26 protein-coding genes and 1 pseudogene are annotated in these 26,954 nt (G+C 60.2%); 7 read left to right on the forward strand and 20 right to left on the reverse strand.

Going from position 1 to position 26,954, the window contains the following annotated elements; all coding sequences use genetic code 11:
* Positions 1 to 95: 95 nt before the first annotated feature.
* A complete protein-coding gene (locus tag QF043_RS06550; protein ID WP_056861532.1) occupies positions 96 to 644 on the reverse strand; it encodes an adenine phosphoribosyltransferase in 549 nt (182 codons plus the stop codon).
* An 81-nt stretch (positions 645 to 725) separates the two neighbouring features.
* The gene (fnr, locus tag QF043_RS06555) at positions 726 to 1,460 is read right to left on the reverse strand and encodes a fumarate/nitrate reduction transcriptional regulator Fnr (protein ID WP_056861531.1); all 735 of its coding nucleotides are present in this window, start codon (positions 1,458 to 1,460) and stop codon (positions 726 to 728) included.
* 153 nt (positions 1,461 to 1,613) lie between these two features.
* Here fnr and QF043_RS06560 point away from each other — a divergent pair, with 153 nt between their 5' ends.
* The gene (locus tag QF043_RS06560) at positions 1,614 to 2,099 is read left to right on the forward strand and encodes a hypothetical protein (RefSeq protein ID WP_307417898.1); all 486 of its coding nucleotides are present in this window, start codon (positions 1,614 to 1,616) and stop codon (positions 2,097 to 2,099) included.
* A 6-nt stretch (positions 2,100 to 2,105) separates the two neighbouring features.
* Here the strand turns inward: QF043_RS06560 and hemN are convergent, their stop codons facing one another.
* The 7 genes and pseudogenes from hemN to QF043_RS06595 form a co-directional block, all read right to left on the reverse strand.
* Complete coding sequence (gene hemN / locus QF043_RS06565) at positions 2,106 to 3,488, reverse strand: oxygen-independent coproporphyrinogen III oxidase (RefSeq protein WP_236369627.1); 1,383 nt, start codon at positions 3,486 to 3,488, stop codon at positions 2,106 to 2,108.
* Positions 3,489 to 3,591: 103 nt separating this feature from the next.
* Positions 3,592 to 4,275 carry a sulfite exporter TauE/SafE family protein gene (locus QF043_RS06570; protein WP_307417899.1) on the reverse strand — a complete coding sequence of 228 codons (684 nt, stop codon included), beginning with the start codon at positions 4,273 to 4,275 and terminating at the stop codon, positions 3,592 to 3,594.
* Positions 4,268 to 4,480, reverse strand: coding sequence for a cbb3-type cytochrome oxidase assembly protein CcoS (gene ccoS, locus QF043_RS06575; RefSeq protein WP_017134806.1), 213 nt, complete (start codon positions 4,478 to 4,480; stop codon positions 4,268 to 4,270). The genes QF043_RS06570 and ccoS overlap by 8 nt, the downstream gene beginning before the upstream one ends.
* Before the next feature lie 22 nt (positions 4,481 to 4,502).
* Entirely contained in the window at positions 4,503 to 6,953 is a 2,451-nt protein-coding gene (locus tag QF043_RS06580) for a heavy metal translocating P-type ATPase (RefSeq protein WP_307417900.1), read from the reverse strand.
* Between the two features lie 115 nt (positions 6,954 to 7,068).
* On the reverse strand, positions 7,069 to 7,608 hold the full coding sequence (locus QF043_RS06585) for a FixH family protein (protein WP_017134808.1): 540 nt from the start codon (positions 7,606 to 7,608) through the stop codon (positions 7,069 to 7,071).
* 18 nt (positions 7,609 to 7,626) lie between these two features.
* Positions 7,627 to 9,030, reverse strand: a complete 1,404-nt coding sequence (ccoG, locus tag QF043_RS06590) for a cytochrome c oxidase accessory protein CcoG (RefSeq protein ID WP_307417901.1) — start codon at positions 9,028 to 9,030, stop codon at positions 7,627 to 7,629.
* A gap of 207 nt (positions 9,031 to 9,237) precedes the next feature.
* Positions 9,238 to 9,397 (reverse strand): annotated as a pseudogene (locus tag QF043_RS06595) (VapC toxin family PIN domain ribonuclease); the annotation flags it as partial.
* 374 nt (positions 9,398 to 9,771) lie between these two features.
* Between QF043_RS06595 and QF043_RS06600 the strand changes: the two are divergent.
* Positions 9,772 to 10,440 carry a hypothetical protein gene (locus tag QF043_RS06600; RefSeq protein ID WP_307417902.1) on the forward strand — a complete coding sequence of 223 codons (669 nt, stop codon included), beginning with the start codon at positions 9,772 to 9,774 and terminating at the stop codon, positions 10,438 to 10,440.
* A gap of 99 nt (positions 10,441 to 10,539) precedes the next feature.
* On the opposite strand, the gene ccoP (QF043_RS06605) is transcribed toward QF043_RS06600, so the two are convergent.
* From ccoP (QF043_RS06605) to ccoN (QF043_RS06640), 8 genes are all read right to left on the reverse strand, one after another.
* The gene (gene ccoP / locus QF043_RS06605; protein ID WP_307417903.1) at positions 10,540 to 11,517 is read right to left on the reverse strand and encodes a cytochrome-c oxidase, cbb3-type subunit III; all 978 of its coding nucleotides are present in this window, start codon (positions 11,515 to 11,517) and stop codon (positions 10,540 to 10,542) included.
* The gene (locus QF043_RS06610; RefSeq protein WP_005790274.1) at positions 11,514 to 11,699 is read right to left on the reverse strand and encodes a CcoQ/FixQ family Cbb3-type cytochrome c oxidase assembly chaperone; all 186 of its coding nucleotides are present in this window, start codon (positions 11,697 to 11,699) and stop codon (positions 11,514 to 11,516) included. Before QF043_RS06610 ends, ccoP (QF043_RS06605) begins: the two co-directional genes overlap by 4 nt.
* A 5-nt stretch (positions 11,700 to 11,704) precedes the next feature.
* Positions 11,705 to 12,313, reverse strand: a complete 609-nt coding sequence (gene ccoO, locus QF043_RS06615) for a cytochrome-c oxidase, cbb3-type subunit II (RefSeq protein WP_056861521.1) — start codon at positions 12,311 to 12,313, stop codon at positions 11,705 to 11,707.
* Entirely contained in the window at positions 12,313 to 13,755 is a 1,443-nt protein-coding gene (gene ccoN, locus QF043_RS06620) for a cytochrome-c oxidase, cbb3-type subunit I (RefSeq protein ID WP_138814388.1), read from the reverse strand. Before ccoN (QF043_RS06620) ends, ccoO (QF043_RS06615) begins: the two co-directional genes overlap by 1 nt.
* A gap of 464 nt (positions 13,756 to 14,219) precedes the next feature.
* A complete protein-coding gene (gene ccoP, locus QF043_RS06625; RefSeq protein WP_307417904.1) occupies positions 14,220 to 15,167 on the reverse strand; it encodes a cytochrome-c oxidase, cbb3-type subunit III in 948 nt (315 codons plus the stop codon).
* Positions 15,164 to 15,364: a CcoQ/FixQ family Cbb3-type cytochrome c oxidase assembly chaperone gene (locus tag QF043_RS06630; protein ID WP_307417906.1), complete on the reverse strand. Its 201-nt coding sequence runs from the start codon at positions 15,362 to 15,364 to the stop codon at positions 15,164 to 15,166. The genes ccoP (QF043_RS06625) and QF043_RS06630 overlap by 4 nt, the downstream gene beginning before the upstream one ends.
* A 3-nt stretch (positions 15,365 to 15,367) precedes the next feature.
* On the reverse strand, positions 15,368 to 15,976 hold the full coding sequence (gene ccoO / locus QF043_RS06635; RefSeq protein WP_034108140.1) for a cytochrome-c oxidase, cbb3-type subunit II: 609 nt from the start codon (positions 15,974 to 15,976) through the stop codon (positions 15,368 to 15,370).
* Between the two features lie 10 nt (positions 15,977 to 15,986).
* Positions 15,987 to 17,411, reverse strand: a complete 1,425-nt coding sequence (ccoN, locus tag QF043_RS06640; protein ID WP_056861517.1) for a cytochrome-c oxidase, cbb3-type subunit I — start codon at positions 17,409 to 17,411, stop codon at positions 15,987 to 15,989.
* Positions 17,412 to 17,490: 79 nt separating this feature from the next.
* Between ccoN (QF043_RS06640) and QF043_RS06645 the strand changes: the two genes are divergently transcribed.
* Entirely contained in the window at positions 17,491 to 18,183 is a 693-nt protein-coding gene (locus QF043_RS06645) for an alpha/beta family hydrolase (protein WP_307417908.1), read from the forward strand.
* 84 nt (positions 18,184 to 18,267) lie between these two features.
* Here the strand turns inward: QF043_RS06645 and QF043_RS06650 are convergent, their stop codons facing one another.
* Together QF043_RS06650 and QF043_RS06655 are read right to left on the reverse strand one after the other, a co-directional pair.
* Positions 18,268 to 19,833: a PAS domain-containing methyl-accepting chemotaxis protein gene (locus tag QF043_RS06650; protein ID WP_307417909.1), complete on the reverse strand. Its 1,566-nt coding sequence runs from the start codon at positions 19,831 to 19,833 to the stop codon at positions 18,268 to 18,270.
* Between the two features lie 73 nt (positions 19,834 to 19,906).
* A complete protein-coding gene (locus tag QF043_RS06655; RefSeq protein WP_307417910.1) occupies positions 19,907 to 20,698 on the reverse strand; it encodes a CPBP family intramembrane glutamic endopeptidase in 792 nt (263 codons plus the stop codon).
* 422 nt (positions 20,699 to 21,120) lie between these two features.
* On the opposite strand from QF043_RS06655, the gene QF043_RS06660 reads away from it, so the two are divergent.
* Complete coding sequence (locus QF043_RS06660) at positions 21,121 to 21,981, forward strand: DMT family transporter (protein WP_305454844.1); 861 nt, start codon at positions 21,121 to 21,123, stop codon at positions 21,979 to 21,981.
* A 66-nt stretch (positions 21,982 to 22,047) separates the two neighbouring features.
* On the opposite strand, the gene QF043_RS06665 is transcribed toward QF043_RS06660, so the two are convergent.
* Complete coding sequence (locus QF043_RS06665; RefSeq protein ID WP_307417912.1) at positions 22,048 to 23,451, reverse strand: FAD/NAD(P)-binding protein; 1,404 nt, start codon at positions 23,449 to 23,451, stop codon at positions 22,048 to 22,050.
* 558 nt (positions 23,452 to 24,009) lie between these two features.
* Here QF043_RS06665 and QF043_RS06670 point away from each other — a divergent pair.
* Genes QF043_RS06670 through rfbD form a run of 3 tightly spaced genes read left to right on the forward strand, consistent with a single transcriptional unit; the run spans position 24,010 to position 26,952 of the window.
* On the forward strand, positions 24,010 to 24,984 hold the full coding sequence (locus QF043_RS06670; RefSeq protein ID WP_307417914.1) for a glycosyltransferase family 2 protein: 975 nt from the start codon (positions 24,010 to 24,012) through the stop codon (positions 24,982 to 24,984).
* A 4-nt stretch (positions 24,985 to 24,988) separates the two neighbouring features.
* Positions 24,989 to 26,059 (forward strand): dTDP-glucose 4,6-dehydratase, encoded by a 1,071-nt coding sequence (rfbB, locus tag QF043_RS06675; RefSeq protein ID WP_307417915.1) that lies wholly within the window; start codon positions 24,989 to 24,991, stop codon positions 26,057 to 26,059.
* Positions 26,056 to 26,952: a dTDP-4-dehydrorhamnose reductase gene (gene rfbD, locus QF043_RS06680; protein ID WP_305454836.1), complete on the forward strand. Its 897-nt coding sequence runs from the start codon at positions 26,056 to 26,058 to the stop codon at positions 26,950 to 26,952. The genes rfbB and rfbD overlap by 4 nt, the downstream gene beginning before the upstream one ends.
* Positions 26,953 to 26,954 lie beyond the last annotated feature (2 nt).

The following is a 26,954-nucleotide window of genomic DNA, read 5'->3' on the forward strand; positions in this document are numbered from 1 at the left end:
TTTGGGGCGCTATCGCAGGCGAGCCAGCTCCCACAGGTGATCGCATTCCAGTGTGGGAGCTGGCTTGCCTGCGATAGCGCCGGTCCAGGCAACTTTTAAACTTCGGTCAACCCAAACTGCGTCAGGCAAAACGTCGCAATGCCCATATCCTGCAGGCGTTGCGAGCCACCCAGCTCCGGCAGGTCAATGATCGCCGCCGCTTCGAAGATTTTCGCGCCCATACGCCGCACCAGGTTTGCCGCGGCAATCAAGGTGCCGCCGGTGGCGATCAGGTCATCGAACATCAGCACCGAGTCGCCGTCGCACAGGCTGTCGGCGTGCACTTCGAGGAAGGCCTCGCCGTATTCGGTCTGGTAACCCTCGGCCAGCACGTCAGCCGGCAGCTTGCCCTGTTTGCGGAACAGGATCAGCGGTTTGTTCAACTGGTAGGCGATGATCGAGCCGATCAGGAAGCCACGGGCATCCATCGCACCGATGTGGGTGAAGTCGGCCTCGACATAACGCTGGGCAAAGCTGTCGGCGACCAGGCGCAGGGCGCGGGGCGATTGGAACAGCGGGGTAATGTCACGAAAGATCACCCCAGGCTTGGGGAAGTCGATGACGGGGCGGATCAGGGATTTGATGTCGAACGAATCGAAAGTCATCGTCGAAGAGTCCTGGGAGCGGAAAACGGACTCGAAGTATACCTGCGGCCTTGCCGATTGGCGCGGCCGCAAGCGTGCGCTTCAGACTTCCAGCGAGCCCCCGGCCAGCGCGCAGAGCTGGATCGGGTCGAGGATATGCACTTCCTTGCCTTCGGCGGCAATCAGCTCGTTTTGCTGGAAACGGGTAAACACGCGGGACACGGTTTCCACCGCCAGGCCCAGGTAATTGCCGATTTCATTGCGCGACATGCTCAGGCGGAACTGGTTGGCCGAGAACCCACGGGCACGGAAGCGCGCCGACAGGTTGACCAAAAACGTGGCAATGCGCTCGTCGGCGGTTTTCTTCGACAGCAGCAACATCATCTGTTGGTCGTCACGGATCTCGCGGCTCATCACCCGCATCAACTGGCGGCGCAGTTGCGGCAGTTGCAGGGCCAATTCATCCAGGCGCTCGAAAGGGATTTCGCACACCGAGGTCGTCTCCAGGGCCTGGGCCGATACCGGGTGAATCTCGGTGTCCATGCCAGACAACCCGACCAGTTCGCTGGGCAGGTGGAAGCCGGTGATCTGCTCCTCGCCGCCGTCGCTCAGGCTGAAGGTCTTCAGCGCGCCGGAACGTACTGCATAGACAGAATCGAATTTGTCACCCTGGCGAAACAGAAACTCGCCTTTTTTCAGCGGGCGACCGCGTTTAACGATTTCGTCCAGCGCTTCCATGTCTTCCAAATTCAACGAAAGTGGCAGGCAGAGGGGGGCCAGGCTGCAATCCTTGCAGTGAGCCTGGCTGTGAGCGCGCAGTTTGACTGGCTCGGACATTTCTTAAATCCTTGTGGGAAAACACACATAAGACGTAAGGGTAACGCACCGAGGGTAGCTGAGGCCAGCGTGTACAAAAAAGCAGCAACGGTATAAAGCTCTTTGTATCGGTGCCGATACACAGGTGTCTCTCTATGAGCTGGAGCTCGAATCATGTCAGTCAGCACTGTCTCAAACCCATCAATCAACGTTGCAGCGGTATCGGTCTGGAAGGCCACCGATGCGGCCAAGGATAAAGACGCCGCGCCCAAGGCTGCCATCGAGGCCAAGCCCGCTGAACCTAATGCGGCTGAAGGCGTGAAGGTGGTCATTTCCGGCGCGGGGATGGGCATGGCTTCGGCTGAGAAATCCTCCAATAGCGATATTGATGAAAGCAATCTGAAAGACAACATCAAACAGTTGCTGAAGATGATCCGCGAGTTGAAAAAGCAGCTTGCCGAAAAGATGGCTCAGCTCTCGGCAGCCATGAATGACACCACGTTGACCCCAGAAGCACGCCAAGCCAAAGTGGCGGGTTTGCAGGGCGACGTGGCGACGATACAGGCCGGTTTAATGACCGCCCAAACACAACTGGCCAAATCGCTGAAAGATGAGTCGCCTGAAGCTCAGATGGAAGCCATGAGCCTGATGGCGAAATAAAGCCGTTTAGATCACCCGCGAGAATCGCTGCCTGTTCTGGTGCTCCAGGTAGGCATCGAACACCATGCACACCGAGCGCACCAGCAAGCGCCCGGCCGGTAAAACGCGAATGCCGTGGGCATCCAGTTCAATCAGGCCGTCGGCGGCCATTGTCTCCAGCTGTGGCCATAGTTCGTCGAAATAGCCGCGAAAATCGATGTTGAAAGCCTGTTCGATCCGCTCGAATGCCAGGCTGAAATTGCAGATCAACTGCTGAATCACTTCCCGGCGCAAACGATCATCCGTGGTGCAGACCAGGCCACGGCTGGTGGCCAGTTGCGCCCCGGCGAGGGCGTTCTGGTAGTGATTGAGGTCACTGCTGTTCTGGCAATACAGGTCGCCGATCTGGCTGATTGCTGAAACCCCCAGCCCAATCAAATCGCAATGCCCGTGGGTGGTGTAGCCCTGGAAGTTACGCTGCAGCGTGCCTTCTTCCTGAGCCACGGCCAGTTCGTCATCCGGCAGGGCAAAGTGGTCCATGCCGATGTAACGGTAGCCGGCACGGGTCAACTGTTCGATGGTGGTTTGCAGCATCAGCAGCTTTTCTGCCGGCGAGGGCAACTCGTCGGTGTTGATGCGCCGCTGCGGCATAAAGCGCTCGGGCAGGTGCGCATAGTTGAACACCGACAGGCGATCCGGTTGCAGGTTGATCACCTCTTCGACGGTGCGCGCAAAATTCAGCGGCGTTTGCTTGGGCAGGCCGTAGATCAGGTCGATATTGATCGAGCGAAATTGCAGGGTGCGCGCCGCATCGATCACTGCACGGGTTTCTTCCAGGCTTTGCAGGCGGTTGACCGCACGCTGCACCTCGGGGTCCAGGTCCTGCAGGCCGATGCTTACGCGGTTGAAGCCCAGTTCGCGCAGCAACCCCATGGTCGCCCAGTCAGCTTCGCGCGGGTCGATCTCGATGCCATAGTCACCGGAATCATCATCGAGCAAGTTGAAGTGCTGGCGCAGGCGGGTCATCACCTGGCGCAGTTCGTCGTGGCTGAGAAAGGTTGGGGTGCCACCGCCGAAGTGCAGTTGCTCCACGGGCTGTTTCGGGTCGAGGTGGCAAGCCACCAGCTGGATTTCCTGCTCCAGGCGTTGCAGGTAGGCCTGGGCACGGCCACGGTCCTTGGTGATGACCTTGTTGCAGGCGCAGTAATAGCAGATGTTTGCGCAAAACGGCACATGCACATACAGCGACAAGGGCCGTACGGCCTTGCGGCTGTCGCGCAGGGCGTGGAGCAGGTCGAAAGTGCCGACCTGGCTGTCGAATTGTACAGCGGTGGGGTAGGACGTGTAGCGCGGCCCCGCCAAGTCGTAGCGGTGAATCAGATCTGTGTCCCAACGAATGGCGTCGAGCATGCGGGCGGTCCCCCGGATTGGCTAGTGGGCCGAGTCTAGGGGCGCGTCGCAGGTGCCATCTTGATTTGCATCAACGGGGAGCGGCGCTATGCCACATGGCGATTTAATGGCCCATTAGCCAATGTTGATGCGGGCCTGGCAGCGTCCATACCCCAAACACAATCACCAGCACGCCACCGGCCACGCGCACGCTCCGTTTGCGCAGCAGCGCGGTGACACGTTCTGCCGCCAAGCCAGTGGCCAGTAGTACGGGCCAAGTTCCAAGCCCGAAGGCCAGCATCAGCAGTGCACTGTCCAGCGCATTACCCTGGCTCGCCGCCCATAGCAGCGTGCTGTAGACCAAACCGCATGGCAACCAGCCCCACAGCGCGCCCAGCAGCAGTGCGCGTGGCAGGCTGGACACCGGCAGCAAACGGTTGGCGACCGGCTGTATAGAGCGCCACAGGCCGCGCCCCAGGCTTTCGATGCGGGTGAGGCCGCTCCACCAGCCCGCCAGGTACAAGCCCATGCTGATCAACAGCAGCCCGGCGAGCACGCGCATGAACATCGCCGCCGGGCTGTTGGCCACTGCCCAGCCGGCCAGGCCGATCAGTAACCCGGCGACGGCGTAGCTGAGGATGCGCCCCAGGTTGTAGGCGAGCAGCAGGCGAAAACGGCGGCTGCGTTGTTCCTTGGGGATTGCCAGGGTCAGCGCGCCCATCAGCCCTCCGCACATGCCCAGGCAGTGGCCGCCGCCCAGGAGCCCGAGGATCAAGGCCGAAACCAGCAGTGGCGCCAGCTCAAGCATGGGGCGGGTCTTTGGGCGGTTGTTCGGCCCGGTTGGCTTCGTCGACGCCCGCCAGGTGGTTTGGGTCCTGGTCGTCGAATAGCACGCTGTGGGCCGGGCCGTCGAGGTCGTCGTACTGACCGCTGTCCACCGCCCAGAAGAAAATGTAAATGGCCACGCCGACTAACAGCAGCGCCGCCGGAATCATCACGTAAAGAGCTGGCATCGGTACTCCAGGCCCACGCGGCTCAAGCCGGCAGCGGACGGGTTACTAGGGTGGCACTGTTTACTTGCGGGCTCGGCAGGCGAGTCAGGCGCAAGGCGTTGAGCACCACGGTCAACGAGCTGAGCGACATGCCGATCGCGGCCCAGATCGGCGTGATCCAGCCGAGGGCGGCAAACGGCAGCATAAGGCCATTGTACAGCCCGGCCCACAGCAGGTTTTCGATGATTACCCGCCGTGTACGTCGCGCCAGGGTAAACGCCTGCACCAGCGCGTCGAGGCGGTTGGACAGCAGCACGGCATCGGCGCTGGTTTTTGCCAGGTCGGTGGCCGAGCCCATCGCCACGCTGATATCGGCGGCGGCGAGCACGGGCACATCGTTGACGCCGTCGCCGAGCATCAGCACCTTGCGGCCTTGCTTGTGCAGCTGTTGCAGCACCTGCAGTTTGTCGTCGGGGCGCAAGCCGCCTTTGGCCTCGTCGATCCCCAGCTCCAGCGCCACACTGGCAACCATCGGCGAGCTGTCGCCCGACAAGAGCAGCGTGCGCCAGCCTCGCGCTTTGCACGCGGCCAGCAGGGCGGGCGCATCGCTGCGCAGGCGGTCATCGAGCACGAACCAGGCGAGGGCGCCTTCATGATCGCCCAGCAGCAACCATTGGCCCGCTTCGTCCGGCGAGGCGGGAATCGCGCAGCCGCTCAATTGGCATACAAAACCCGGTTGGCCGATGCGCAATTGACGCTCGCCCACGCGACCTTCCAGGCCCAGGCCGGGAAAGCTCAGGACTTCCTCGGCAGCCAGCGGCGCACGCCCGAATGCGCGGGCAATCGGGTGCTCGGAGCGGTTTTCCAGCGCGGCGGCAAGGCCCAGGCAATCATCGCTGTTCAGCGAGCCTAAAGGGCGGATGGCACGCAGGGCCAGGCGGCCTTCGGTGAGGGTGCCGGTCTTGTCGAAAATCACTGTGTCGATCTGGTTCAGGCCTTCCAGCACATGGCCGCGGGTCAGCAGCAACCCGAGTTTGTGCAGTGTGCCGGTGGCGGCGGTGAGCGCGGTCGGTGTGGCCAGGGACAACGCGCAAGGGCAGGTTGCCACGAGCATCGCCAGCACAATCCAGAACGCACGTGATGCGTCCAACTCCCACCACAGCAGGCCGATCAGCGCGGCCGCGATCAGCGAGCACAGCAGAAACCATTGCGCAGCGCGATCAGCGATTTGCGCCAGGCGCGGCTTCTCGGCTTGGGCACGTTCCAGCAGGCGCACAATGGCAGACAAGCGGGTGTCATGCCCCAGGGCGCGCACCTCGACGGTCAGCGCCCCTTCGACGTTGAGTGTGCCGGCGGTGACCGCATCGCCGACGTTGCGCGGCTGCGGCAGGTATTCGCCGGTGAGCAGCGACTCGTCAATGCTCGACTGGCCGTCGAGAATCACGCCATCGGCCGGCAGCACGGCGCCGGGATGCACCAGCACGCGGTCGCCCACGGCCAATTCGCTGAGCAGGATGCGCTCGCTCTGACCGTCGCCTTTAAGCCGTAAGCATGAAGCAGGCAACAGGTTGACCAGTTGTGCGGTGGCGGCGGCGGTGCGTTCCCGTGCCCGACGCTCCAGATAGCGCCCGGCGAGCAGGAACAGCGCGAACATGCCCACCGCGTCGAAGTACAGCTCGCCAGTGCCGGTAATGGCGGTCCAGATGCCCGCCAGGTACGCGCCGCCAATCGCCAGGGACACTGACACATCCATGGTCAGATGGCGCGTGCGCAGGTCGCGCAGTGCACCTTTGAAGAACGGCGCACAGCTGTAGAACACGATGGGCGTGGTCAGAAACATCGCCACCCAGCGCAGGATCACGTGCAACTCCGGGCTCAGGTCGATATTGAATTCCGGCCAGGTGGCCATGGTCGCCATCATCGCCTGAAACCACAGCAGCCCCGCCACGCCCAGTTGGCGCAAGGCTCGGCGGTTTTCGCTGGCCAATTGCTCGGCGGCGCGATCGGCCTGGTAAGGGTGGGCGGCATAGCCGATATGGCGCAGCTCGCTGAGCACCTGGCTCAGCGGCAATTGGCCGTCGGCCCAGCGCACGTGCAGGCGGTGGTTGGACAGGTTCAGTCGCGCCTCGGCCACCGCGGGCAGGCTGCGCAGGTGTTTCTCGATCAGCCAGCCACAGGCGGCGCAGCTGATGCCTTCCATCAACAGGGTGGCTTCGGCCAGATCGCCCTCGTGACGCACAAAGGGTTTTTGCACGTCGGCGCGGTCGTACAGCGCCAGCTCGTCGACCAGTTGCACCGGCAGCGCCTCCGGGTTGGCCGAGGCTTCGCTGCGGTGTTGGTAATAGCTTTCCAGCCCGCCGGCCACAATCGCCTCGGCCACTGCCTGGCAGCCTGGGCAGCAGAGTTCGCGGCGCTCGCCGAGGATGTCGGCGGTAAACCGGCTGCCGGGCGGGACGGGCAGGGCGCAGTGGAAGCAGGGGGTTGGGCTGGTCATGGTGTGAAATCTATATCGGCTGGGTGGGCCTCATCGCGGGCAAGCCCGGCTCCCACAGGAGACCGCGATCCACTGTGGGAGCGGGCTTGCCCGCGATGCGCGAAGCGCAAGGGTTTTACTTTTTCAGGTCTTCGGCACCCTGCAACGGTTCGTCACCCAACAGCAAGTCCTTGTCGTGGCTGACCTCTTCTTCTTCGAACAGGCGCCAGGTCTTGTCGCCCTCTACGCCGAGCAATTCCACAAAGCGCCGGCCCTCTACCTTGTCGGTGACCTGGCCGATGTAGCGGCCGGGTTCGCTGTCGCTGCGGGTCAGGTTGATCTTGCGATCCTTCTGCGGCTGGGTCGGGGAAATCAGGTTCAGCTCAAGGGTATTGGGGTTGCTGTAGCCGGTGAGTTGCAGTTCGACTTCACCGGTGAGTTCGTCCAGGTGCAGCTTGCCGCGCAATTGCAGGGTCTGGGCCAGCCGCTCACGGTCCAGGGAGCGGTTGATGCCTTTGCCGGCCTCGTAGTAGTTGTCGTTGACCAGGTTGTCCGGGTTCTTCACCGCAATGGTCACCATGGACAAGGTCAAGGTCACCGAGCAGGCCAGGATCCCAATGATGATCCAGGGCCAGAGGTGCTTGTACCAAGGGCTTGCGGCAGTAGCTGCGGGCATTGTTGTGCTCTCTTTTAATTAGCGGACTTGTGGGCCGATGAATCGGCTCTTGGCTTCAATGTGGACGCTGTCGTCATCGGCATCCCTGAGGATGAATTTCACCTCGTTGGTGCTCGACGGCAGTTGCTCAGGGGCGCTGGACAGCTCTACCGGCATGCTGAAAATTTCCCCGGCGGCGACCTTGATCTCGCGCCGGCCTTGCAGCTTGAGGTCGGGCAGGCCCGAAGCGTCGAGCACGTAGGTGTGGTCGCGCTGGTCCTTGTTCATGATCTTCAGGCTGTAGACGTTTTCGATGCGGCCTTCGGCGTTTTCGCGGTAGAGCACGCGGTCTTTGCTGACGTCGAAGCCCACCAGCGAGCGCATGAAAAATGCACCGGCCAACAGGCCGATCATCGCCAGCAGCACCAACGCGTAACCGATCAGGCGCGGGCGCAGCTTATGGGTTTTCTGCCCGGACAGGTTGTGCTCGGTGGTGTAGCTGATCAGGCCGCGTGGGTAGTCCATTTTGTCCATGATGTTGTCGCAGGCGTCGATACAGGCGGCGCAACCGATGCATTCGATTTGCAGGCCGTCGCGGATGTCGATGCCGGTGGGGCACACCTGCACGCACATCGTGCAATCGATGCAATCGCCCAGGCCCTGGGCTTTGTAGTCGACCCCTTTTTTACGTGGGCCACGTACTTCGCCACGGCGCGGGTCGTAGGACACGATCAAGGTGTCTTTGTCGAACATAACGCTCTGGAAGCGCGCATACGGGCACATGTAGATGCACACCTGTTCGCGCAGCCAGCCGGCGTTTCCGTAGGTGGCCAGGGTGAAGAAACCGACCCAGAAATACGACCAGCCATCGGCCTGGCCGGTGAAGAAGTCGAACACCAGTTCGCGAATGGGCGAGAAGTAGCCGACGAAGGTCATGCCGGTGGCAAAGCCGATCAACAGCCACAGCGTGTGCTTGCTGAATTTACGCAGGAATTTGTTCGCGCCCATGGGCGCCTTGTCGAGCTTGATGCGCTGATTGCGGTCGCCTTCGGTGACCTTCTCGCACCACATGAAGATCCATGTCCATACGCTTTGCGGGCAGGTATAACCACACCACACGCGCCCGGCGTACACGGTGATAAAGAACAGGCCGAACGCGGCAACGATCAGGATGCCTGAGAGCAGGATGAAATCCTGAGGCCAGAAGGTCGCGCCAAAAATAAAGAACTTACGCTCCGGCAGGTTCCACCACACAGCTTGATGACCGCCCCAGTTCAGCCACACGGTGCCGAAATAGAGCAGGAACAAACCGGCGCCGCCGAGCATACGCAAGTTGCGGAACAAACCGGTGAAGGCGCGGGTGTAGATCTTCTCACGCGAAGCGTAGAGGTCGACGGTTTTGGCAGGCGGGGTAACGTCATGTACCGGTATTTGGTTGCTCATCATTGCATCCCACGGCGGTGGAGATTTGCCTCGGTCAGTACGTGCCAACCGGGGTCAAAAATAGGCTGTTGCAGTGGCGTAATGATACGCCTGCGATGCTGCTCAACGGGTGCGACCTTTGGTCGCGTTGGGGTAAATCAATTGATGGTATATGTGATCTGGATCAATTGACTTGGGAAGTATGGACTGTTTTTTCCCCCAGGCAGGTCATTCGTCCCATGGATTATCAGTGGAACACCGCTGGGCTTGAAGTCACTGACGTTGCGCGTCACCACCGTGAGCCCGGGGCCCGCGCAGTTGCGGCAATCAGGGGGTTACTTTCATTAGATTGGTCGGGTACAGGCAAATGGGCACAACGCAGTGCCACTGGCTTGCCAGTTTCTGGTGGTCCTCAATGCTTGGCAGTCCCTGGGCAGGCGTGCCGCGATCGGTGATGAAAACCGAGCCTTTATTCAGGCTGCGTTTTCACACAGCCTGATTTTGAGCGCTCTCCTGCGCATTGGTGGCTTTTTCTTACGTACAAAGGAAATAAGTCTGCTGGTGAGATATTGCCAATTCTTGTGAGCGAAACGGTATTTTTTTACATACATTGAAAGGTTTCTTGTAGGAACGGCTTTCTTGCGATGACCACATATTAACCGCCGGATTTGATTTGGAGTCTGGAGGGGGCGTGGCGGGAGACTTTCTTTTATAAGGTCGTCCGAAGGGCCTTTAATAATGATGTAAGTTGAGGAAGTCGCTATGAATGTAAGTTCTGTTGTAACAACTTCAAACCTTGGGAACGGCCAGTTATCAGTCGCTGCGGCAGCGCCCGCGGCTGCGCCACAAAATCCTTTCAAGGCCCTTAGCAATGTGGGTATGGCGACTTATTTGAATAGTCACTTTTCCACGTTTGTCGACCCGGCATCGCCCGGCAACATTACTCGCGCATCGCTCCAACGATTGGCCGGCGGCAGCCCACAACAAGGTGTCAGTGCTGATACTTCGGCATTCGCTCGCGCGCTCCTGGAAAACCAGGGCCTCATGGACCAGATTGGGCATGATGGCAAGATTCCCCAGGCGAGTGTCACTCGTTATGTTCAGATGAGTAATGGGCAATTTAGCCGGCAGTCGAATATCGAACTTACGCGGCATTTGTTGAACAACTTCAGAACCTTCTCCCAGCCCCATGAGTTCGATTCGGGGGAAGTGGAAAATGTCGTGACACGGCAGTCGCTTGAACGGGTCAAAAATTCAAGTAGCCAGAGTAGGTACACGAACGAAGACAGAAAGTTTGCCAGCGAGCTGCTAGCGCGTACGTCGCTGGTCAGTAAGATACTGGATGGGTTAGGTGGGTCTGGATTTGAAAACTTGATCTCCCAGACCGTATTGAGGGAATGGCTCATCCTGGGGCGTCGCACCACGATTTAAAAAGTTAACTGTATTGACAGGTAGTGAGTGTTTATTGCCATGCTGCACAAAAAAGCCCCGCTCTCTTTCGAGAAGCGGGGCTTTTGATGTTTCGCAGGCTTACTCGGGGTCGGCGGGCTTATCCCCATGGGACAAACTGTAAACATACGCTGCCAGCAAGTGCACCTTGTCATTGCCTTGCAGCAACTCCTGCGCCGGCATCTGGCCTTGACGGCCATAACGGATGGTCTGCTGCAATTGCGCGAAGCTTGAACCGTAGATGAATGCACCCGGGTGGGTCAGGTCCGGCGCGCCCATTGCTGGGGTGCCTTTACCGGCCGGGCCGTGGCAGGCCACGCAGTTGGCGGCGAAGAGTTTCGCGCCGTTGGCCACATCGGCCTTGGTGCCTTCCGGGAGTTTGCGGCCATCGAGGTTCGTCACCACAAAGCCCGCCACGTCGGCCACGCCTTGTTCGCCGATAACGTCGGCCCAGGCCGGCATCACCGCGTGGCGGCCTTTCATGATGGTTTCCTTGATGGTAGCCGGCTCGCCACCCCAGCGCCAATCGGCGTCGGTCAGGTTGGGGAAACCATAGGCGCCCTTGGCGTCGGAGCCGTGGCACACCGAGCAGTTGGAGGCGAACAAACGGCCGCCCATCTTCAAGGCTTGCGGGTCTTTGGCGACTTCTTCAATCGGCATCGCGGCGAATTTGGCGAAGATCGGGCCGAACTTGGCGTCCGACTTGGCCATCTCCTTTTCCCATTCGTGCACGCCGGTCCAGCCGGTCTGGCCGTTGGCGAAAGGGGTTTGCTTGTCGTTGTCGAGGTAGTTGTAGCCCGGCAACAGGCCTTTCCAGTTGCCCAGGCCGGGGTACAGCGCCAGGTAGCCAAGGGCGAAGATGATGGTGCCGACAAACAGCATGAACCACCATTTTGGCAGCGGGTTGTCGTACTCCTCGATGCCGTCGAACGAGTGGCCGACGGTCTCGTCCGTCTGCTCGGTGCGCTGGCCCTTGCGGGTCGACAGCAGCAGCCAGGTCAGGGCGAAAATGGTACCCAGACTGAGGACTGTGACGTACAGACTCCAGAACGTAGTCATTCTTTGTTACTCCTAGAAGCTTGCTCGACGTGCTTGATGGCCTCGGGATCATCTGCAAAGGGCAGCATGGTCGCGTCGTCAAACTCCGACTTGCGGCGCGGGCTGAACACCCACAGCGCCAGGCCGACAAAGGCCACCATCACCACAACGGTGCCCAGGCCACGAATCATCCCGATATCCATGAAGATCACCGTTTGCTTTTGATGATGGTGCCAAGGCCTTGCAGGTAGGCCACCAGTGCGTCCATTTCGGTCTTGCCCTTCACGGCAGCGGCTGCACCGGCGATGTCTTCATCGGTGTAGGGCACGCCCAGGGTGCGCAAGACTTCGAGCTTCTTGGCGGTGTCCTTGCCGTCGAGCTTGTTTTCCACCAGGAACGGGTACGCCGGCATTTTCGACTCAGGCACCACGTTGCGCGGGTTGTACAAGTGCGCGCGCTGCCAGTCATCGGAGTAACGCCCGCCGACACGGGCCAGGTCCGGGCCGGTACGTTTGGAGCCCCACAGGAACGGGTGGTCCCACACGCTTTCACCGGCTACCGAGTAGTGGCCGTAGCGTTCGGTTTCTGCACGGAACGGGCGGATCATCTGCGAGTGGCAACCCACACAGCCGTTGGCGATGTAGACGTCGCGGCCTTCGACTTCAAGGGCGGTACGCGGCTTCATGCCTTCGACCGGCTTGTTGGTCACGTCCTGGAAAAACAACGGAACGATCTGGGTCAGGCCGCCGATACTCACGGCGATGACCATGAAGAAGGCCAGCAGGCCGATATTCTTCTCGACTACTTCATGCTTCATCAGTGAGCTCCCACAACGGCGATCTTGGCGGCGGCTTCGGCTTCTACCGGGTCGGAAGCACGCACAGTGCGCCAGACGTTGTAGGCCATCAGGAACATGCCGGAGGCAAAGAATGCGCCGCCCAGGGCGCGCACGATGTAACCCGGATGGCTGGCTTGCAGCGCTTCGACGAAGGAGTAGGTGAGGGTGCCGTCATCGTTGATGGCGCGCCACATCAGGCCCTGGGTGATGCCGTTGACCCACATCGACGCGATGTAGAGCACGGTGCCGATGGTGGCCAGCCAGAAGTGCGCGTTGATCAGCCCGACACTGTGCATCTGCACACGGCCGAACAGTTTGGGGATCATGTGGTACAGCGCGCCGATGGAGATCATCGCTACCCAACCGAGGGCGCCGGCGTGTACGTGGCCGATGGTCCAGTCGGTGTAGTGGGACAGCGAGTTGACCGTCTTGATGGCCATCATCGGCCCTTCGAAGGTCGACATGCCGTAGAACGCCAGCGATACCACCAAAAAGCGCAGGATCGGGTCGGTGCGCAATTTATGCCAGGCGCCCGACAGCGTCATCATGCCGTTGATCATGCCGCCCCAGCTTGGGGCCAGCAGGATGATCGACATGGCCATGCCCAACGACTGCGCCCAGTCCGGCAGTGCGGTGTAGTGCAGGTGGTGGGGACCGGCCCAGATGTACAGGGTGATCAGTGCCCAGAAGTGCACGATGGACAGGCGATACGAGTAGATCGGGCGTTCGGCCTGCTTGGGCACGAAGTAGTACATCATCCCCAGGAAACCGGTGGTGAGGAAGAATCCCACGGCGTTGTGGCCGTACCACCACTGGATCATTGCGTCGGTCGCCCCGGCATAGGCCGAGTAAGACTTGAACCAGCTCACCGGCAAGGACGCGTGGTTGACGATGTGCAGCATCGCCGTCACCAGGATGAAGGCGCCGTAGAACCAGTTGCCCACATAGATGTGCTTGGTCTTGCGCTTGACGATGGTGCCGAAGAACACCACGGCGTAGGTCACCCAGACGATGGCGAGCAAAATCGCGATCGGCCATTCCAGCTCGGCGTATTCCTTGGTGGTGGTGTAGCCCAGCGGCAGGGTGATGATGGCGCCGAGGATTACGGCTTGCCAGCCCCAGAAGGTGAAGGCGGCGAGGCCATCGGAGATCAGTCGCGTCTGGCAGGTTCGCTGCACGACATAGTAGGAGGTGGCAAATAGCGCACAACCACCGAAGGCAAAAATCACCAGGTTGGTGTGCAGCGGGCGCAGGCGGCCGAAGGTCGTCCATGGCAAACCGAAATTCAATTCCGGCCATACCAGTTGCGAGGCGATAAACACCCCGAGCCCCATGCCAAGGATCCCCCAGACCACCGTCATGATGGCGAACTGGCGGACTACCTTATAGTTATAAGCAGTCGGACTGATTGCTGTGCTCATTCTAAGGTTCCACGGTTTAGGTTTTTTTATAGGTAAAATCGGCCGCAAGTATGTAGAAAGCGAGGGGCCATTGCAACGCAATGACTGACCTGTATCAATGCGTTCCGAGCCAGATTCTGCGCCCTTTCCATGTTTTGCGTAGGGACAAAATCGGAAATGGAAAGCTGATCAAGTGGACAGGAATTTTCAGGGGCGCAACGGATACCGTCGCGTAGGCCAGGATTGGTCCACTGTGGGAACAAGCGTAGACCCGAAAGTGAGGGGGGGAAAGTTGGACTTGGGAAGGGTGCGACACTTGGTCGCGTAATTTCGAGAGCGAACGCTGAACCTGTGGCGAGGGAGCTTGCTCGCGCTGGAGTGCGTAGCGCTCCCAGGATTTTGGGGCCGCTTCGCAGCCCAGCGGGAGCAAGCTCCCTCGCCACAGTTAAGCGGGCCTCCCCTGATCAGGGGGAGGCATTCAGCAGTTACTCAGGTTGGCTTTCTGGCGTTGCGCCATCAGCGGTGTGGGACAAGCTGTACACATAGGCCGCCAGCAGATGCACCTTGTCATTGCCTTGCAGTACCTCCTGCGCCGGCATCTGCCCTTGGCGACCGTGGCGGATGGTCTGCTGCAACTGGGCCAGGCTGGTGCCGTAGATAAAACCGGCAGGCTCGGTCAGGTTCGGCGCGCCCATGGGCTCCATGCCGTGGCCTTGTGGGCCATGGCACGCCACGCAGGTGGTGTTGAACGCGGCCTGGCCGGCCACCAGGTCGGCGGTGCTGTCGGCCGGTAATGGCAGCTTGGCCAAGTCATGCCGCACATAGGCAGCCACGTTCTTCACGCCGTCCTCACCGAGGATTTCACCCCAGGCCGGCATCGCCGCATGGCGCCCGTTCATGATCGTGGCCTTGATCGCTTCAGCCGAGCCGCCCCAGCGCCAGAGGTTGTCCGCCAGGTTCGGGAAACCATACGCGCCCTTGGCGTCCGAACCGTGGCACACCGCGCAGTTGGAGGCGAACAGGCGCCCGCCCATTTTCAGCGCCTGCGGGTCTTTGGCCACTTCTTCCACCGGCATGGCCGAGAATTTGGCGAAGATCGGCCCGAACTTGGCGTCCGCCCTGGCCATTTCCTTGTCCCATTCCTTGGTCTGGGTCCAGCCGTCTTCATAGCCCGGCAACACGCCTTTCCAGTTGCCCAGGCCCGGGTAGAGGATCAGGTAGCCGACCGCAAACACCAGGGTGCCGGCGAACAGCATGAACCACCACTGGGGCAGCGGGTTGTCGTATTCCTCGATGCCGTCGAAGGCATGGCCCATGGTCTGGTCCACGCTGCCTTTGGTTTCGCCCTTGCGGGTGCCGACCAACAGCCAGGTCAGCCCGATCAGGCTGCCGAGGGTCAATACGCAGATCCATGTACTCCAAAAGGTAGTCATGGCTGGGTGCTCCTTGTTGCAGGCTCTTCTTGAGCGTCGGATAGGGAAGGTTCATCGGCAAACGGCAGCAGGCGGGCCTGCTCGAAGTCCGCGTTGCGCCGGTTGTTGAACACCCACAGCGACAGGCCGATAAAGGCGATGGCGACCACCAGCGTGCCAAGGCCGCGGATGGTGCCCGCATCGAATTCAAATCCCATGGCTCACCTCTTGCTCTTGATGGCAGTGCCGAGCACTTGCAGGTACGAAACCAGCGCGTCCATCTCGGTCTTGCCCTTGAGGCTGGCGACGGCGCCACTGATGTCGTCGTCGGTGTACGGCACGCCGAGGGTGCGCATCACTTTCAACTTGGTCTCGGTGTGGCTGCTGTCGACCTGCGCGGTGACCAGCCACGGGTAGGCCGGCATTTTTGACTCCGGTACCACGTTGCGCGGGTTATACAAGTGCGCGCGGTGCCAGTCGTCCGAGTAGCGTGCGCCGACGCGTGCCAGGTCCGGCCCGGTGCGCTTGGAACCCCACAGGAACGGGTGGTCCCACACGCTTTCGCCGGCTACCGAGTAGTGGCCGTAGCGCTCGGTTTCGGCGCGGAACGGGCGGATCATCTGCGAGTGGCACTGCACACAGCCTTCGCGGATGTAGATATCGCGCCCTTCCAGTTGCAGTGCGGTGTAGGGCTTCATGCCTTCCACCGGTTTGTTGGTGACGTCCTGGAAGAACAGCGGGACGATCTGGGTCAGGCCGCCGATGCTCACGGCAAGCACCATCAGCAGCATCAACAGGCCGACGTTCTTTTCAATCGTTTCGTGTTTCATCATCGACTCCTCAGGCCATCTGCGCCGCAGCGGTGACTTCGGCAGGTTGCGCCGAGCGCACGGTGCGCCAGGTGTTGTAAGCCATCAGCAACATGCCGCTGAGGAAGATCGCACCGCCCACCAACCGCACGATGAAGCCAGGGTGGCTGGCCACCAGGGTTTCGACGAAGGAGTAGGTCAAGGTGCCGTCTTCGTTGACCGCACGCCACATCAGGCCCTGGGCAATGCCGTTGACCCACATCGAAGCGATGTAGAGCACGGTGCCGATGGTGGCCAGCCAGAAGTGCGCGTTGATCAGGCCAAGGCTGTACATCTGCTCGCGGCCGAAGATTTTCGGGATCATGTGGTACAGCGCGCCGATGGAAATCATCGCCACCCAGCCGAGGGCGCCGGCGTGTACGTGGCCGATGGTCCAGTCGGTGTAGTGGGAGAGGGCGTTGACCGTCTTGATGGCCATCATCGGCCCTTCGAAGGTCGACATGCCGTAGAAGGCCAGGGAGACCACGAGGAAGCGCAGAATCGGGTCGCTGCGCAACTTATGCCAGGCGCCCGAGAGGGTCATCATGCCGTTGATCATGCCGCCCCAGCTGGGTGCCAGCAGTACCAGCGACATCACCATGCCCAGCGACTGTGCCCAGTCCGGCAACGCGGTGTAGTGCAAGTGGTGGGGGCCGGCCCAGATGTACAGGGTGATCAGCGCCCAGAAGTGCACGATGGACAAACGATAGGAATACACCGGACGTTCGGCCTGCTTGGGCACGAAGTAATACATCATCCCCAGGAAGCCTGCGGTGAGGAAAAAGCCTACCGCGTTATGCCCATACCACCATTGCACCATGGCATCCGTCGCACCGCCGTAGAGGGAGTAGGACTTGGTCAGGCTGACCGGGATTTCCAGGTTGTTGACGATATGCAGGATGGCCACGGTGATGATGAACGCACCGAAGAACCAGTTGCCCACGTAGATGTGCTTGGTGTTGCGCTTCATCACCGTGCCGAAGAACACGATGGCGTAGGCCACCCAGACAATGGTGATGAGGATGTCGATCGGCCATTCCAGCTCGGCGTATTCCTTGGAGCTGGTGTAACCCAGCGGCAAGCTGATCGCGGCCAGGAGGATGACCAACTGCCAGCCCCAGAAGCAGAACGCGGCGATTTTTGGCGCGAACAGCTGCGTCTGGCAGGTACGCTGCACCGAGTAGAACGAGCTGGCGAACAGCGCGCAGCCACCAAAGGCGAAAATGACTGCGTTTGTATGCAATGGACGCAGTCTTCCGAAGCTGGTCCAGGGCAAATCGAAATTGAGTGCAGGCCAAACCAATTGGGCGGCGAGAAAAACCCCGAGCCCCATGCCGACGATGCCCCACACCACCGTCATAATGGCGAATTGGCGGACCACCTTGTAGTTGTAGGCGGTACTTAAAGTAGTGTTCATGGTTCCCCATCCACGGTTCAACCCAAGCAAATGCGGCACTTGGGCTGGAGTTATAGGCAGACTAAAAAGCGAGGCAAGCATGGGCAAAGAGCACAAGGCCAGTATTGACGGGGATCAATGGGCGCAGTGTGTGCGCGAGCGAGGCTGGTTGTGGGATGCCGCGACCGTGGCTATCGCACGCAACCCTGTGACGCTGATCCTTGCCCACGGCGCCGGTGCACCGATGGACTCGTCCTTCATGAACGACATGGCTGCACGCCTTGCCGGGCATGGTGTGAACGTGTTGCGCTTCGAGTTCCCGTACATGGCTCAACGCCGCGTGGACGGCGGTAAACGCCCGCCGAACCCGGCGCCGAAACTGCTCGAATGCTGGCGTGAGGTGTATGCCGAGGTGCGACGTCATGTCGCTGGGAAGCTGGCGGTTGGCGGCAAGTCCATGGGTGGGCGCATGGCCAGTTTGTTGGCCGATGAGCTGGGGGCTGACGGGCTGGTGTGTTTGGGTTATCCGTTTTATGCGGTGGGCAAGCCGGAAAAACCTCGGGTCGAACATCTGGCCGGGTTGAAGGTGCCGACGTTGATTGTGCAGGGCGAGCGCGATGCGCTGGGTAATCGGGCGGCGGTGGAGGGGTATGTGTTATCGCCGAGCATCGACGTGATGTGGCTGGTGGCGGGGGATCATGATTTGAAGCCGTTAAAGGCTTCGGGCTTTAGTCATGAGCAGCATTTGGAGGCGGCTGCGGTGAAAGTGGCTGAGTTTTTGGGCGCCTGTTAGGGCCCCATCGCAGGCAAGCCAGCTCCCACATTTTGAATTGTGAATACCTTCAAATGTGGGAGCTGGCTTGCCTGCGATAGCGATTTACCGGTTAAAACGCTCTACCAGCGAATACTGGGTAGTGGCTGTATGCGTCAGCTCTTCACTCAACTGCGCCGAGTTCATCGCCTGCTCCGAGGTCTGGTCCGCCAACAGCGCAATCGTGCTGATGTTACGGCTGATCTCTTCGGCCACTGCGCTTTGCTCTTCGGTCGCGGCGGCAATCTGCGTGGTCATGTCGGTGATATTGGCCACCGCCTCACTGATGCCCACCAGCGCCTGATCCGCCTCCATCACCCGCGCCACACCTTCTTCAGCCTGGCGATGCCCGGCGTCCATGGTTTGTACGGCCGCCGCTGCGGTGTGTTGCAGCTTGGCGATCAGCGTATGGATCTGCCCGGTGGACTCGGCGGTGCGCTGCGCCAGTTGGCGAACTTCGTCAGCCACCACCGCAAAACCTCGGCCCATCTCACCGGCGCGCGCCGCTTCAATGGCCGCGTTCAGTGCCAGCAGGTTGGTCTGGTCGGCAATGCCTTTGATCACATCGACCACGCCGCCGATTTCATCGCTGTCCTTGGCCAGTTGGGTGACGGTCACACCCGTCTCGCCCACGGCCACCGACAGGCGCTGGATCGCCTCGCGGGTTTCCCCGGCGATGTCGCGGCCGCGACCGGTCAGGCGATTGGCTTCCTGGGTGGCGTCCGCCGTGCGCTGTACATGGCTGGCGACTTCCTGAGTGGTCGCTGCCATCTGGTTGACCGCCGTGGCCACCTGCTCGGTTTCCACGCGTTGGCGTTCCAGGCCACTGGAGCTGTTATGCGCCAGGGTGTTGGACCGCGCCGCTTGGTCGTTGAGGTGCTCGGCCGTGTCTTGCAAACGGGTCAGACAGGTCTTCAGACGCGCTTCCTGGCTGAGAATCGACATCTCCAGTCGCGCCTGCGCGCCCCGGCTGTCGGTGTACATCTGCGCGATCAGCGGGTCGGAGGTGGTCTGTTCGGCCAAACGCAGCAAACGCTTCAGGCCGCGCTGTTGCCAGCTCAGCCCCAACAGACCCAGTGGCACCGACAGGCCCGCCGCCAGGGCAAAGCCCCAGTGGGAGTTGAGCGATGCACCGATCATGAAGCTCAACTGGCTGACCAGGATAAACGGCAGCCAGTCCTGCAACACCGGCAGCCACTTGTCGCGCTGCGGAACGGCCGACTTGCCCTGGTTGATGCGTTGATAGAGCGCTTCGGCCCGGCGGATCTGCTCGGCGGTGGGCTTGATGCGCACCGATTCGTAGCCGATCACCTGGTTGCCATCGAAGACCGGTGTCACATAGGCGTTAACCCAGTAGTGATCGCCGGTCTTGCAGCGGTTCTTGACGATGCCCATCCATGGCAAGCCTTGTTTGAGCGTGGACCACATGTGCGCGAACACAGCCGCCGGAACATCCGGGTGACGCACGAGGTTGTGCGGTGCTCGGACCAGTTCGTCGCGGGTGAACCCACTGATTTCGACAAAGGCGTCGTTGCAGTAGGTAATGACCCCTTTGGCATCCGTGGTGGAGATCAACCGTTGCTGAGCGGGGAAGGTACGTTCGCGCTGGGTAACGGGTTGGTTATTACGCATGGTTGTTCAATCCGCAAGGCTTTCAGGGGTTATCGGCGCTTGCGGGCTTTTATTTAACTTATTTTTGCAATAATCAGCCGGCCAGCATCGGGTAGGTAAACAGCCCGAAGTGAAGCAGGTTCAGCCCGAAGTGCGTGGCGATTGCCGCGCCCAACCCGCCAAAGCGATAAGCCAGGCCATAACCGACCCCGGCGATGCTGGCCAGCAATACCCAATGCCAACCCGCGCCCAGGTGCACCAAACCGAATAACAGCGAGGCCAGCAGCAGTGCCACATTCTCGCCGTAAGGCAGGTGTTTGAAGCGCTCGCTCAGGCCGCCCTGGATGTAGCCACGAAACAACGCCTCTTCAACCAGGGTCACCAGCAGCAGGTTGTTCAACACCCACAGCCACGCCTGTTCCGGCCATTTGGGCGCCCAACTGATCATCCCCAGCAACATTGCGCCGCCCAACGCCGCGACTGCCGTCAAGGTCAAGGCCAACGCCGTGACGCAGATCGACAGGCGCAATGACCTGCGTGCCACGATCCAGGGGCAGGCCAGCAACAGCCAGAAGCCGATCAACGGTTTGTCCTGGTTGAGGTACATCGAGAAGGGCACCGAATCAGGCGTAAAGCGTTGAGGTGCGATGCCACGGCCGTTATAGAAGCCTGGCAACCAATGCATCGCCAGGCCCAGTGCCAGTACGATAAACAAGCCGTGCCCGAGGTAACGCGCCCACGGGTTACGTTGCTGGCGCACGGCGTAACCCGCGATCAGCAGCATGACCACAGAGACCGCCGCCAGCATGCCCAGTTGCCCGTAGGTCAAGGCCAGTACATAGCCAATGGAAAGCAGCACGAGGTACAGCCAGGGCAGAGCAAACATGTGAAATCCTTGAAGAAAAACCGGCCAGCATTATAACGAGCGACTTTCGTTGCCGGCATGAAAACTCTGCCACGCAAAACGCTTGGGTGAAGTGATTGCAAAAACGGTTGGCGGCTGGTTATAGTTCCTGCGTCTTTATCCCTTCAAAAAGATCAGCACATGCCAGCTTCCCAGCGCATAGCGGTAGTCGATTCAGCGGTCAACGCTGTGGTCGCGCCGTGTGGGAGCAAGCAGCCTGCGCAGATCAGTCACTATCCCCCACCTGTCAGTAGCACGCCGGTGTACGCAGTCGTATCACCGCCGGGTGTTGGCATTTCGGGCTGCTCAGCGAATCGCTGTTCCCGTCTGCCCGCCTGAAAAAAAACCATTGAATCTCAGCGTCTGCTGAATCGGCTTTTTTTGCCTGATGACAGGTGGTAACTATGTCTGTTTTTTCGAAACAATCCGTGGCCGCGGCGGCCTCGACGAGTCTGTTTGTCCTGCTGTGGAGCAGCGGGGCGATTTTCTCCAAGTGGGGCCTGGCCCATGCTTCACCCTTTGCCTTCTTATTGATCCGTTTTGCCATCGCCCTGGCGGGCTTGGTGATCCTGGTGCCGATCCTCAAGCTGAAACTGCCGCGCCCCGGCAAACCCATGCTGTACGCGGCGGCGACCGGCCTGGTGTTGTTGGGGGCGTATCAGATTTTCTACCTGCTGGCGCTGGACCTCAAAGTCACGCCAGGGATGATGGCCACCATCATGGGCGTGCAGCCGATCCTCACGGTGGTGCTGATGGAGCGTCAGCGCTCGCTCAGCCGGTTGTTCGGCCTGGGGCTGGGGTTGGCGGGGTTGATCATGGTGGTCTATCAGGGCATCGGGCTGTCGGGTATGTCCCTGGCCGGGATGCTGTTCGGCTTGCTGGCGCTGGCCAGCATGACGCTCGGTTCGATCATGCAAAAACGTATCACCGACAACCCCTTGGGCACGCTGCCGGTGCAGTACGTGGCAGGGCTGCTGCTGTGCGCGGTGTTTGTGCCGTTCCAGCCGTTCCACTTTGAGCAAAGCGCCAGCTTTTATCTGCCAGTGCTGTGGATGGGTCTGGTGGTGTCCGTGCTGGCGACGCTGCTGCTGTATCGACTGATCGCGCGTGGCAATCTGGTGAATGTCACCAGCCTGTTTTACCTGGTACCGGCCGTGACGGCAGTGATGGACTACCTGATCTTCGGCAATCGGCTTGCGCTGTTGAGCGTGCTGGGGATGGGGTTGATCATTGTCGGGTTGGGGTTTGTGTTTCGCCGAAGCTGAGCCGGGCACTGACCATTGAGTCGGCGCTGACGGGGCTCGCCAAAACGAGCCCCGTCAGCGTGCGATTCATGCTCGGCTGAGGGGCGTGGCCAACGTCTGTGCCATCTGCTTCACGTACTCGCGCAATTCCGGGACAGCGGTGGCCTCCCAGTCGCGCGCCTGGAGGAAGGGGCCGACGTAATACAGCCAGTCTGACGGTGCTGCATGGCAATCAAGCAGCGCGCCGGACGGTGCGATAGCCATACCGGTGCCGAGCGCGTCAGGCACCAGCAGGCCATCAGCCCGCAGGGACTTGAGCAACGGGTCGTCCAATTGACGCAGGTCCAGTGCTGGCGTCGTGCAATTGATCACGGCTTTGACTTCCAGCTGTTCTTCGACGCGGGTACCACGACGGCGTACGCAAACGCTCACGCTGCCGGGGTTCGAGGTGTAGCCGACGATGCGACCGGCCATCAGCTTGAGTTTGCCACTGGCCAGTTCCTCCTGCATGCGTGCCCCCGGCTGTGGGGCGCAACGATGGCGATGGGCATCCCAGTAGGGGCGTACATGTCGCAGGAAACGCAGGCGTTCATTAAGTGGCAAGGCGTGCCACAGTTGCCGGGTGGCAGATCTCAGCCCGCCGATGATATCTCGCCAGTCTCCGCCCGCTTGCGCATGCTGGCGAATCGCATCACGCACTGCGCGTACATAGTGACGCACCCTGCAATCGCTGAGCATGTGCTTTGCCAGCCCTTCGTCGTAGTCGGGGTGCGCGTTCAGTTCGCGGTGGGGCTGTGGCAGCAGGCCACGGCGTGACACGGCTTGAATAGAACCGGTGTGCCCACGGTCGCGCAGGTCGAGTACCACATCCAGCATCGTCAGCCCGCTACCGATCAGGAAGACCGGGTCGTTTGTGCCGATACGATCGAGTGCGCCAGGCTGCCATGGGTCGTGTACATAGCCTGGGCTTTCGTAGAACGGTCGATATTCGGGAGCAATGGAAGGCGCCTGGCGTGCACAGCTGCCAATGCTCAAAACGATGGCGTCGGCGCGAAAATGTTCGCCGTTATCCATCAACAGCAGGCCACCCTGAGTATTTGGCTCAGGGATTATCTTGACCACTTCCCCAATAACCTCCTGCACTTCACAACCTGGCGCCGCGTTGTCGGACGCCTGTTGCAGCAATGCCTGCAAGTAATCACCGTAAAGGCGTCGCTCGGCAAAGAGTGCGGGAGTGGCGTTGGGGTGGGTGCGTTTTACGTAGTCATAAAAGCTATCGTCTTCACCGGCCAGTGCATTCATCCTGCCTGCCGGCACGTTAAGCACGTGCGCGCGGGCCTGCGTGCTGTAGGCGATACCCCGAGCCATGCTGCCTGGCCGGCTGATCAGCAGGATTTTCAGCGGTGTGACCGGCGGGTGGCGCAGCAAATGCACAGCCAGCGTCGAACCGCAGAAGCCTGCGCCGATAATCGCGAGGGTCTTGGTAATCATTCCAGCTCCAGTTTCAACGCGGCTCATATTTTATTTGACAAAGTAGTTCTAATACTCTTTTGAGTTGTGTAGCGTCGACCGAAGGGTTGTTATGAGCGCAATAATGAAGTGGTTCCGGTACGTCATCCAGCACGTAACTGCCGCTATTGAGCGTTCGTTGATATAGATCAGTTGGTACGCATACTCGAAGTTGTCGACGCATCATAACTGAATATGAACTATACCTTTCGCGCTGATGACTGCGCAGTGAGTTGGGCGGTGCGCGCTGCCGGACGCAGTGGTGCGCAGTCGTTCGTCGGGCTAGTTGGCGGCGTTGGAACTTGGGCGTATCAGCGTTGTCCGCAGCCGGCCTGAAACCGTCGGTTGGCACGGCAAAAATGCAAGTGGCGGGCTGGCGGTGCAAGGCCCCATCTTAGAGCGCTGTGGCAGGTTCAGCATGCTTGACCGTCGGTCACAAGTAAGATTGCTCTTACAGTCCAATACTGTAATAATTCCGACCTTATTGCGGCCAATATCCTACCTCCCTGCAGGATATGTAGTACATCTCAAAGGGATATCGTGTCTATTTTCACATCGCGTAGCCTTTCCAATGCTCTGCCGAACGACGTTTGCCTGGCAAATGTTGCGGTTTTGATGTGCTCGTACAATGGGGAGGCGTTCCTTGCGGATCAGCTCGACTCCATTGAGCGGCAGAGCTACCGTGGCTGGACGTTAGTCATTTCGGATGACGGCTCCAAAGATGGCTCCTCGGCGATCTTTCAGCAGTACTGCAATCGCTGGGGCAGCGACCGCTTAAGCGTGGTGCGTGGCCCGCAAAAGGGCTTTGTTGCCAATTTTCTTTCGTTGACGTGTCGCGCCGACATCCAGGCCGATTATTTTGCCTGGTGTGATCAGGACGATATCTGGAACGAAGATAAACTGCAGGTGGCCGTTGAGTGGCTGCAGAGCCAGCCTTCGGATGTGCCGGCCCTTTACTGTGGCCGCACGCAGCTGGTCAGTGACTCGGGCGTTGCACTGGGTTTTTCACCGCGGTTTTCCTTGCCTCCGCACTTCTCGAACGCACTCGTTCAGAGCATTGCGGGCGGCAATACCATGGTGTTCAATCAGGCCGCTCGCAAGCTGATCATGGAGGCGGGTGCGGATGTCGTCGTCCCCTCTCATGATTGGTGGGCGTATCAACTCGTTACGGGCGCGGGAGGTATCGTTCACTACGATCCCGAGCCTAGAATGCAGTACCGCCAGCATGATGAAAATCTGATTGGCAGCAACTCCAGCTGGGCAGCACGCCTGGTTCGGCTGCGGATGATCTTTCAAGGACGTTTTTACGAGTGGAACGAACAGAACATTCGTGCCCTCGAAGCCATGGAGCATCGTCTTTGTGAAGAACATCGAACGACGCTTGCGCGCTTTAAAGGTGCACGCAGTCAAACGTTATTTAGACGAGTGCTGGGGTTCTGGTCTGCCGGTTTATATCGGCAGACGTTCATGGGGAACCTCGGGCTAATTTTTGCAACACTACTGAAAAAGATCTGACTCAATGACTATCTTAGTAACCGGCGGTGCGGGCTTTATCGGTGCAAACTTTGTATTGGACTGGGTAGCTCAGACAGATGAGCCGGTCATTAACCTGGATAAGCTGACGTATGCCGGCAATCTGGAGAACCTCAGCTCGATCGAGGGTGACAAGCGCCATGTGTTCGTACAGGGCGATATCGCCGATACCCAACTGGTCCAGCGCTTGCTCGCAGAGCACCAGCCGCGCGCGATCTTGAACTTCGCTGCCGAGTCGCACGTCGACCGTTCTATCCATGGCCCGGAAGACTTTATCGAGACTAACGTCGTCGGTACTTTCCGTCTGCTGGAAGCGGTACGTGCCTACTGGAAAGGCCTGGAAAGCGAAGCGCAGCAGTCTTTCCGTTTCCTGCACGTGTCGACTGACGAAGTCTACGGCTCCCTGGCCAAGGACGACCCTGCGTTCACCGAAACTCACCAGTACGAGCCTAACAGCCCTTACTCGGCGAGCAAGGCCGCGAGCGACCATTTGGTCCGCGCCTATCACCATACCTATGGTCTGCCGGTGCTGACGACCAACTGCTCGAATAACTATGGTCCTTACCATTTCCCGGAAAAACTGATTCCGCTGATGATCGTCAACGCGCTGGCGGGCAAAGCGCTGCCGGTGTACGGCGATGGTCAGCAAATTCGTGACTGGCTGTACGTAAAAGACCACTGCAGCGCCATCCGTCGTGTACTGGAAGCCGGTACTGTGGGCGAGGTCTACAACGTCGGTGGCTGGAACGAGAAGCCGAACCTGGATATCGTTCACACGGTGTGTGCATTGCTCGACGAACTGCGCCCTCAAGCGGACGGTAAGCCTTACAGCGATCAGATCGCTTACGTGACCGATCGCCCGGGCCATGACCGCCGCTATGCCATCGACGCGCGCAAACTGGAGCGTGAGTTGGGCTGGAAGCCGGCTGAGACCTTCGAAACCGGTATTCGTAAGACCGTCGAGTGGTACTTGGATAACCAGGGTTGGGTCAGCAATATCCAATCCGGCTCGTACCGCGAGTGGGTTGAAAAGAACTACGCCGAGCGTACGGCATGAAGATCCTTCTGCTTGGCAAAAATGGCCAAGTGGGATGGGAACTCCAACGCAGCTTGGCCCCTTTGGGCCAAGTGCTGGCGCTCGACTCCAAAAGCCAGGACTACTGCGGCGACCTCAACGACCTGCAAGGCCTGGCCGCCACCGTGCAGCGCTTTGCGCCTGACGTGATCGTCAATGCCGCCGCCTACACTGCCGTCGACAAGGCCGAAAGCGAGCCTGCCCAGGCCCTGCGTGTGAACGCAGAAGCCCCGGCAGTGCTGGCCGCCGAAGCGCTGAAGCTGAATGCGTTGCTGGTGCACTATTCCACCGACTACGTGTTCGCCGGCACCGGCGACACGCCGTGGCTGGAAAGCGACCCGGTCGGCCCGCTGAGCGTGTACGGTTCGACCAAGCTGCAAGGCGAGCAGGCCATCCAGGCCAGCGGCTGTGCGCACCTGATCTTCCGTACCAGCTGGGTCTATGCCGCGCGCGGTAACAACTTCGCCAAGACCATGCTGCGCCTGGCCCGCGAGCGCGACAGCCTGAACGTGATTGACGACCAGTTTGGCACGCCCACCGGCGCCGACCTGCTGGCCGACATCACCGCCCACGCGATCCGCACCCTGGGTTCGAACCCGCAACTGAGCGGGATTTATCACCTGGCAGCAGCGGGCGAGACCACCTGGCACCGATATGCCCGTTTCGTGCTGGAACAGGCGCAAGCGGCCGGCGTGCAGCTCAAGGTCGAACCGGCCAATGTGGGCGCGATCACCACCGCCGCGTACCCCACGCCCGCCCAGCGCCCTGGCAATTCCCGACTCAACACTCAAAAACTGCAGAATGCCTTCTCACTGCGCTTGCCTCAATGGCAGGACGGCGTGGCACGGATGCTCGTAGAAATTCTAGAGAAATAAAC

This window comes from Pseudomonas sp. W3I7 (assembly GCF_030816095.1).
Classification (GTDB): Bacteria; Pseudomonadota; Gammaproteobacteria; order Pseudomonadales; family Pseudomonadaceae; genus Aquipseudomonas; species Aquipseudomonas salomonii.

Coding starts and splice junctions, on each gene's coding strand:
- QF043_RS06550 (WP_056861532.1), bottom strand. CDS start 644: ATGACTTTCGATTCGTTCGACATCAAATCCCTGATCCGCCCCGTCATC.
- fnr (WP_056861531.1), bottom strand. CDS start 1,460: ATGTCCGAGCCAGTCAAACTGCGCGCTCACAGCCAGGCTCACTGCAAG.
- QF043_RS06560 (WP_307417898.1), top strand. CDS start 1,614: ATGTCAGTCAGCACTGTCTCAAACCCATCAATCAACGTTGCAGCGGTA.
- hemN (WP_236369627.1), bottom strand. CDS start 3,488: ATGCTCGACGCCATTCGTTGGGACACAGATCTGATTCACCGCTACGAC.
- QF043_RS06570 (WP_307417899.1), bottom strand. CDS start 4,275: ATGCTTGAGCTGGCGCCACTGCTGGTTTCGGCCTTGATCCTCGGGCTC.
- ccoS (WP_017134806.1), bottom strand. CDS start 4,480: ATGCCAGCTCTTTACGTGATGATTCCGGCGGCGCTGCTGTTAGTCGGC.
- QF043_RS06580 (WP_307417900.1), bottom strand. CDS start 6,953: ATGACCAGCCCAACCCCCTGCTTCCACTGCGCCCTGCCCGTCCCGCCC.
- QF043_RS06585 (WP_017134808.1), bottom strand. CDS start 7,608: ATGCCCGCAGCTACTGCCGCAAGCCCTTGGTACAAGCACCTCTGGCCC.
- ccoG (WP_307417901.1), bottom strand. CDS start 9,030: ATGAGCAACCAAATACCGGTACATGACGTTACCCCGCCTGCCAAAACC.
- QF043_RS06600 (WP_307417902.1), top strand. CDS start 9,772: ATGAATGTAAGTTCTGTTGTAACAACTTCAAACCTTGGGAACGGCCAG.
- ccoP (WP_307417903.1), bottom strand. CDS start 11,517: ATGACTACGTTCTGGAGTCTGTACGTCACAGTCCTCAGTCTGGGTACC.
- QF043_RS06610 (WP_005790274.1), bottom strand. CDS start 11,699: ATGGATATCGGGATGATTCGTGGCCTGGGCACCGTTGTGGTGATGGTG.
- ccoO (WP_056861521.1), bottom strand. CDS start 12,313: ATGAAGCATGAAGTAGTCGAGAAGAATATCGGCCTGCTGGCCTTCTTC.
- ccoN (WP_138814388.1), bottom strand. CDS start 13,755: ATGAGCACAGCAATCAGTCCGACTGCTTATAACTATAAGGTAGTCCGC.
- ccoP (WP_307417904.1), bottom strand. CDS start 15,167: ATGACTACCTTTTGGAGTACATGGATCTGCGTATTGACCCTCGGCAGC.
- QF043_RS06630 (WP_307417906.1), bottom strand. CDS start 15,364: ATGGGATTTGAATTCGATGCGGGCACCATCCGCGGCCTTGGCACGCTG.
- ccoO (WP_034108140.1), bottom strand. CDS start 15,976: ATGAAACACGAAACGATTGAAAAGAACGTCGGCCTGTTGATGCTGCTG.
- ccoN (WP_056861517.1), bottom strand. CDS start 17,411: ATGAACACTACTTTAAGTACCGCCTACAACTACAAGGTGGTCCGCCAA.
- QF043_RS06645 (WP_307417908.1), top strand. CDS start 17,491: ATGGGCAAAGAGCACAAGGCCAGTATTGACGGGGATCAATGGGCGCAG.
- QF043_RS06650 (WP_307417909.1), bottom strand. CDS start 19,833: ATGCGTAATAACCAACCCGTTACCCAGCGCGAACGTACCTTCCCCGCT.
- QF043_RS06655 (WP_307417910.1), bottom strand. CDS start 20,698: ATGTTTGCTCTGCCCTGGCTGTACCTCGTGCTGCTTTCCATTGGCTAT.
- QF043_RS06660 (WP_305454844.1), top strand. CDS start 21,121: ATGTCTGTTTTTTCGAAACAATCCGTGGCCGCGGCGGCCTCGACGAGT.
- QF043_RS06665 (WP_307417912.1), bottom strand. CDS start 23,451: ATGATTACCAAGACCCTCGCGATTATCGGCGCAGGCTTCTGCGGTTCG.
- rfbB (WP_307417915.1), top strand. CDS start 24,989: ATGACTATCTTAGTAACCGGCGGTGCGGGCTTTATCGGTGCAAACTTT.
- rfbD (WP_305454836.1), top strand. CDS start 26,056: ATGAAGATCCTTCTGCTTGGCAAAAATGGCCAAGTGGGATGGGAACTC.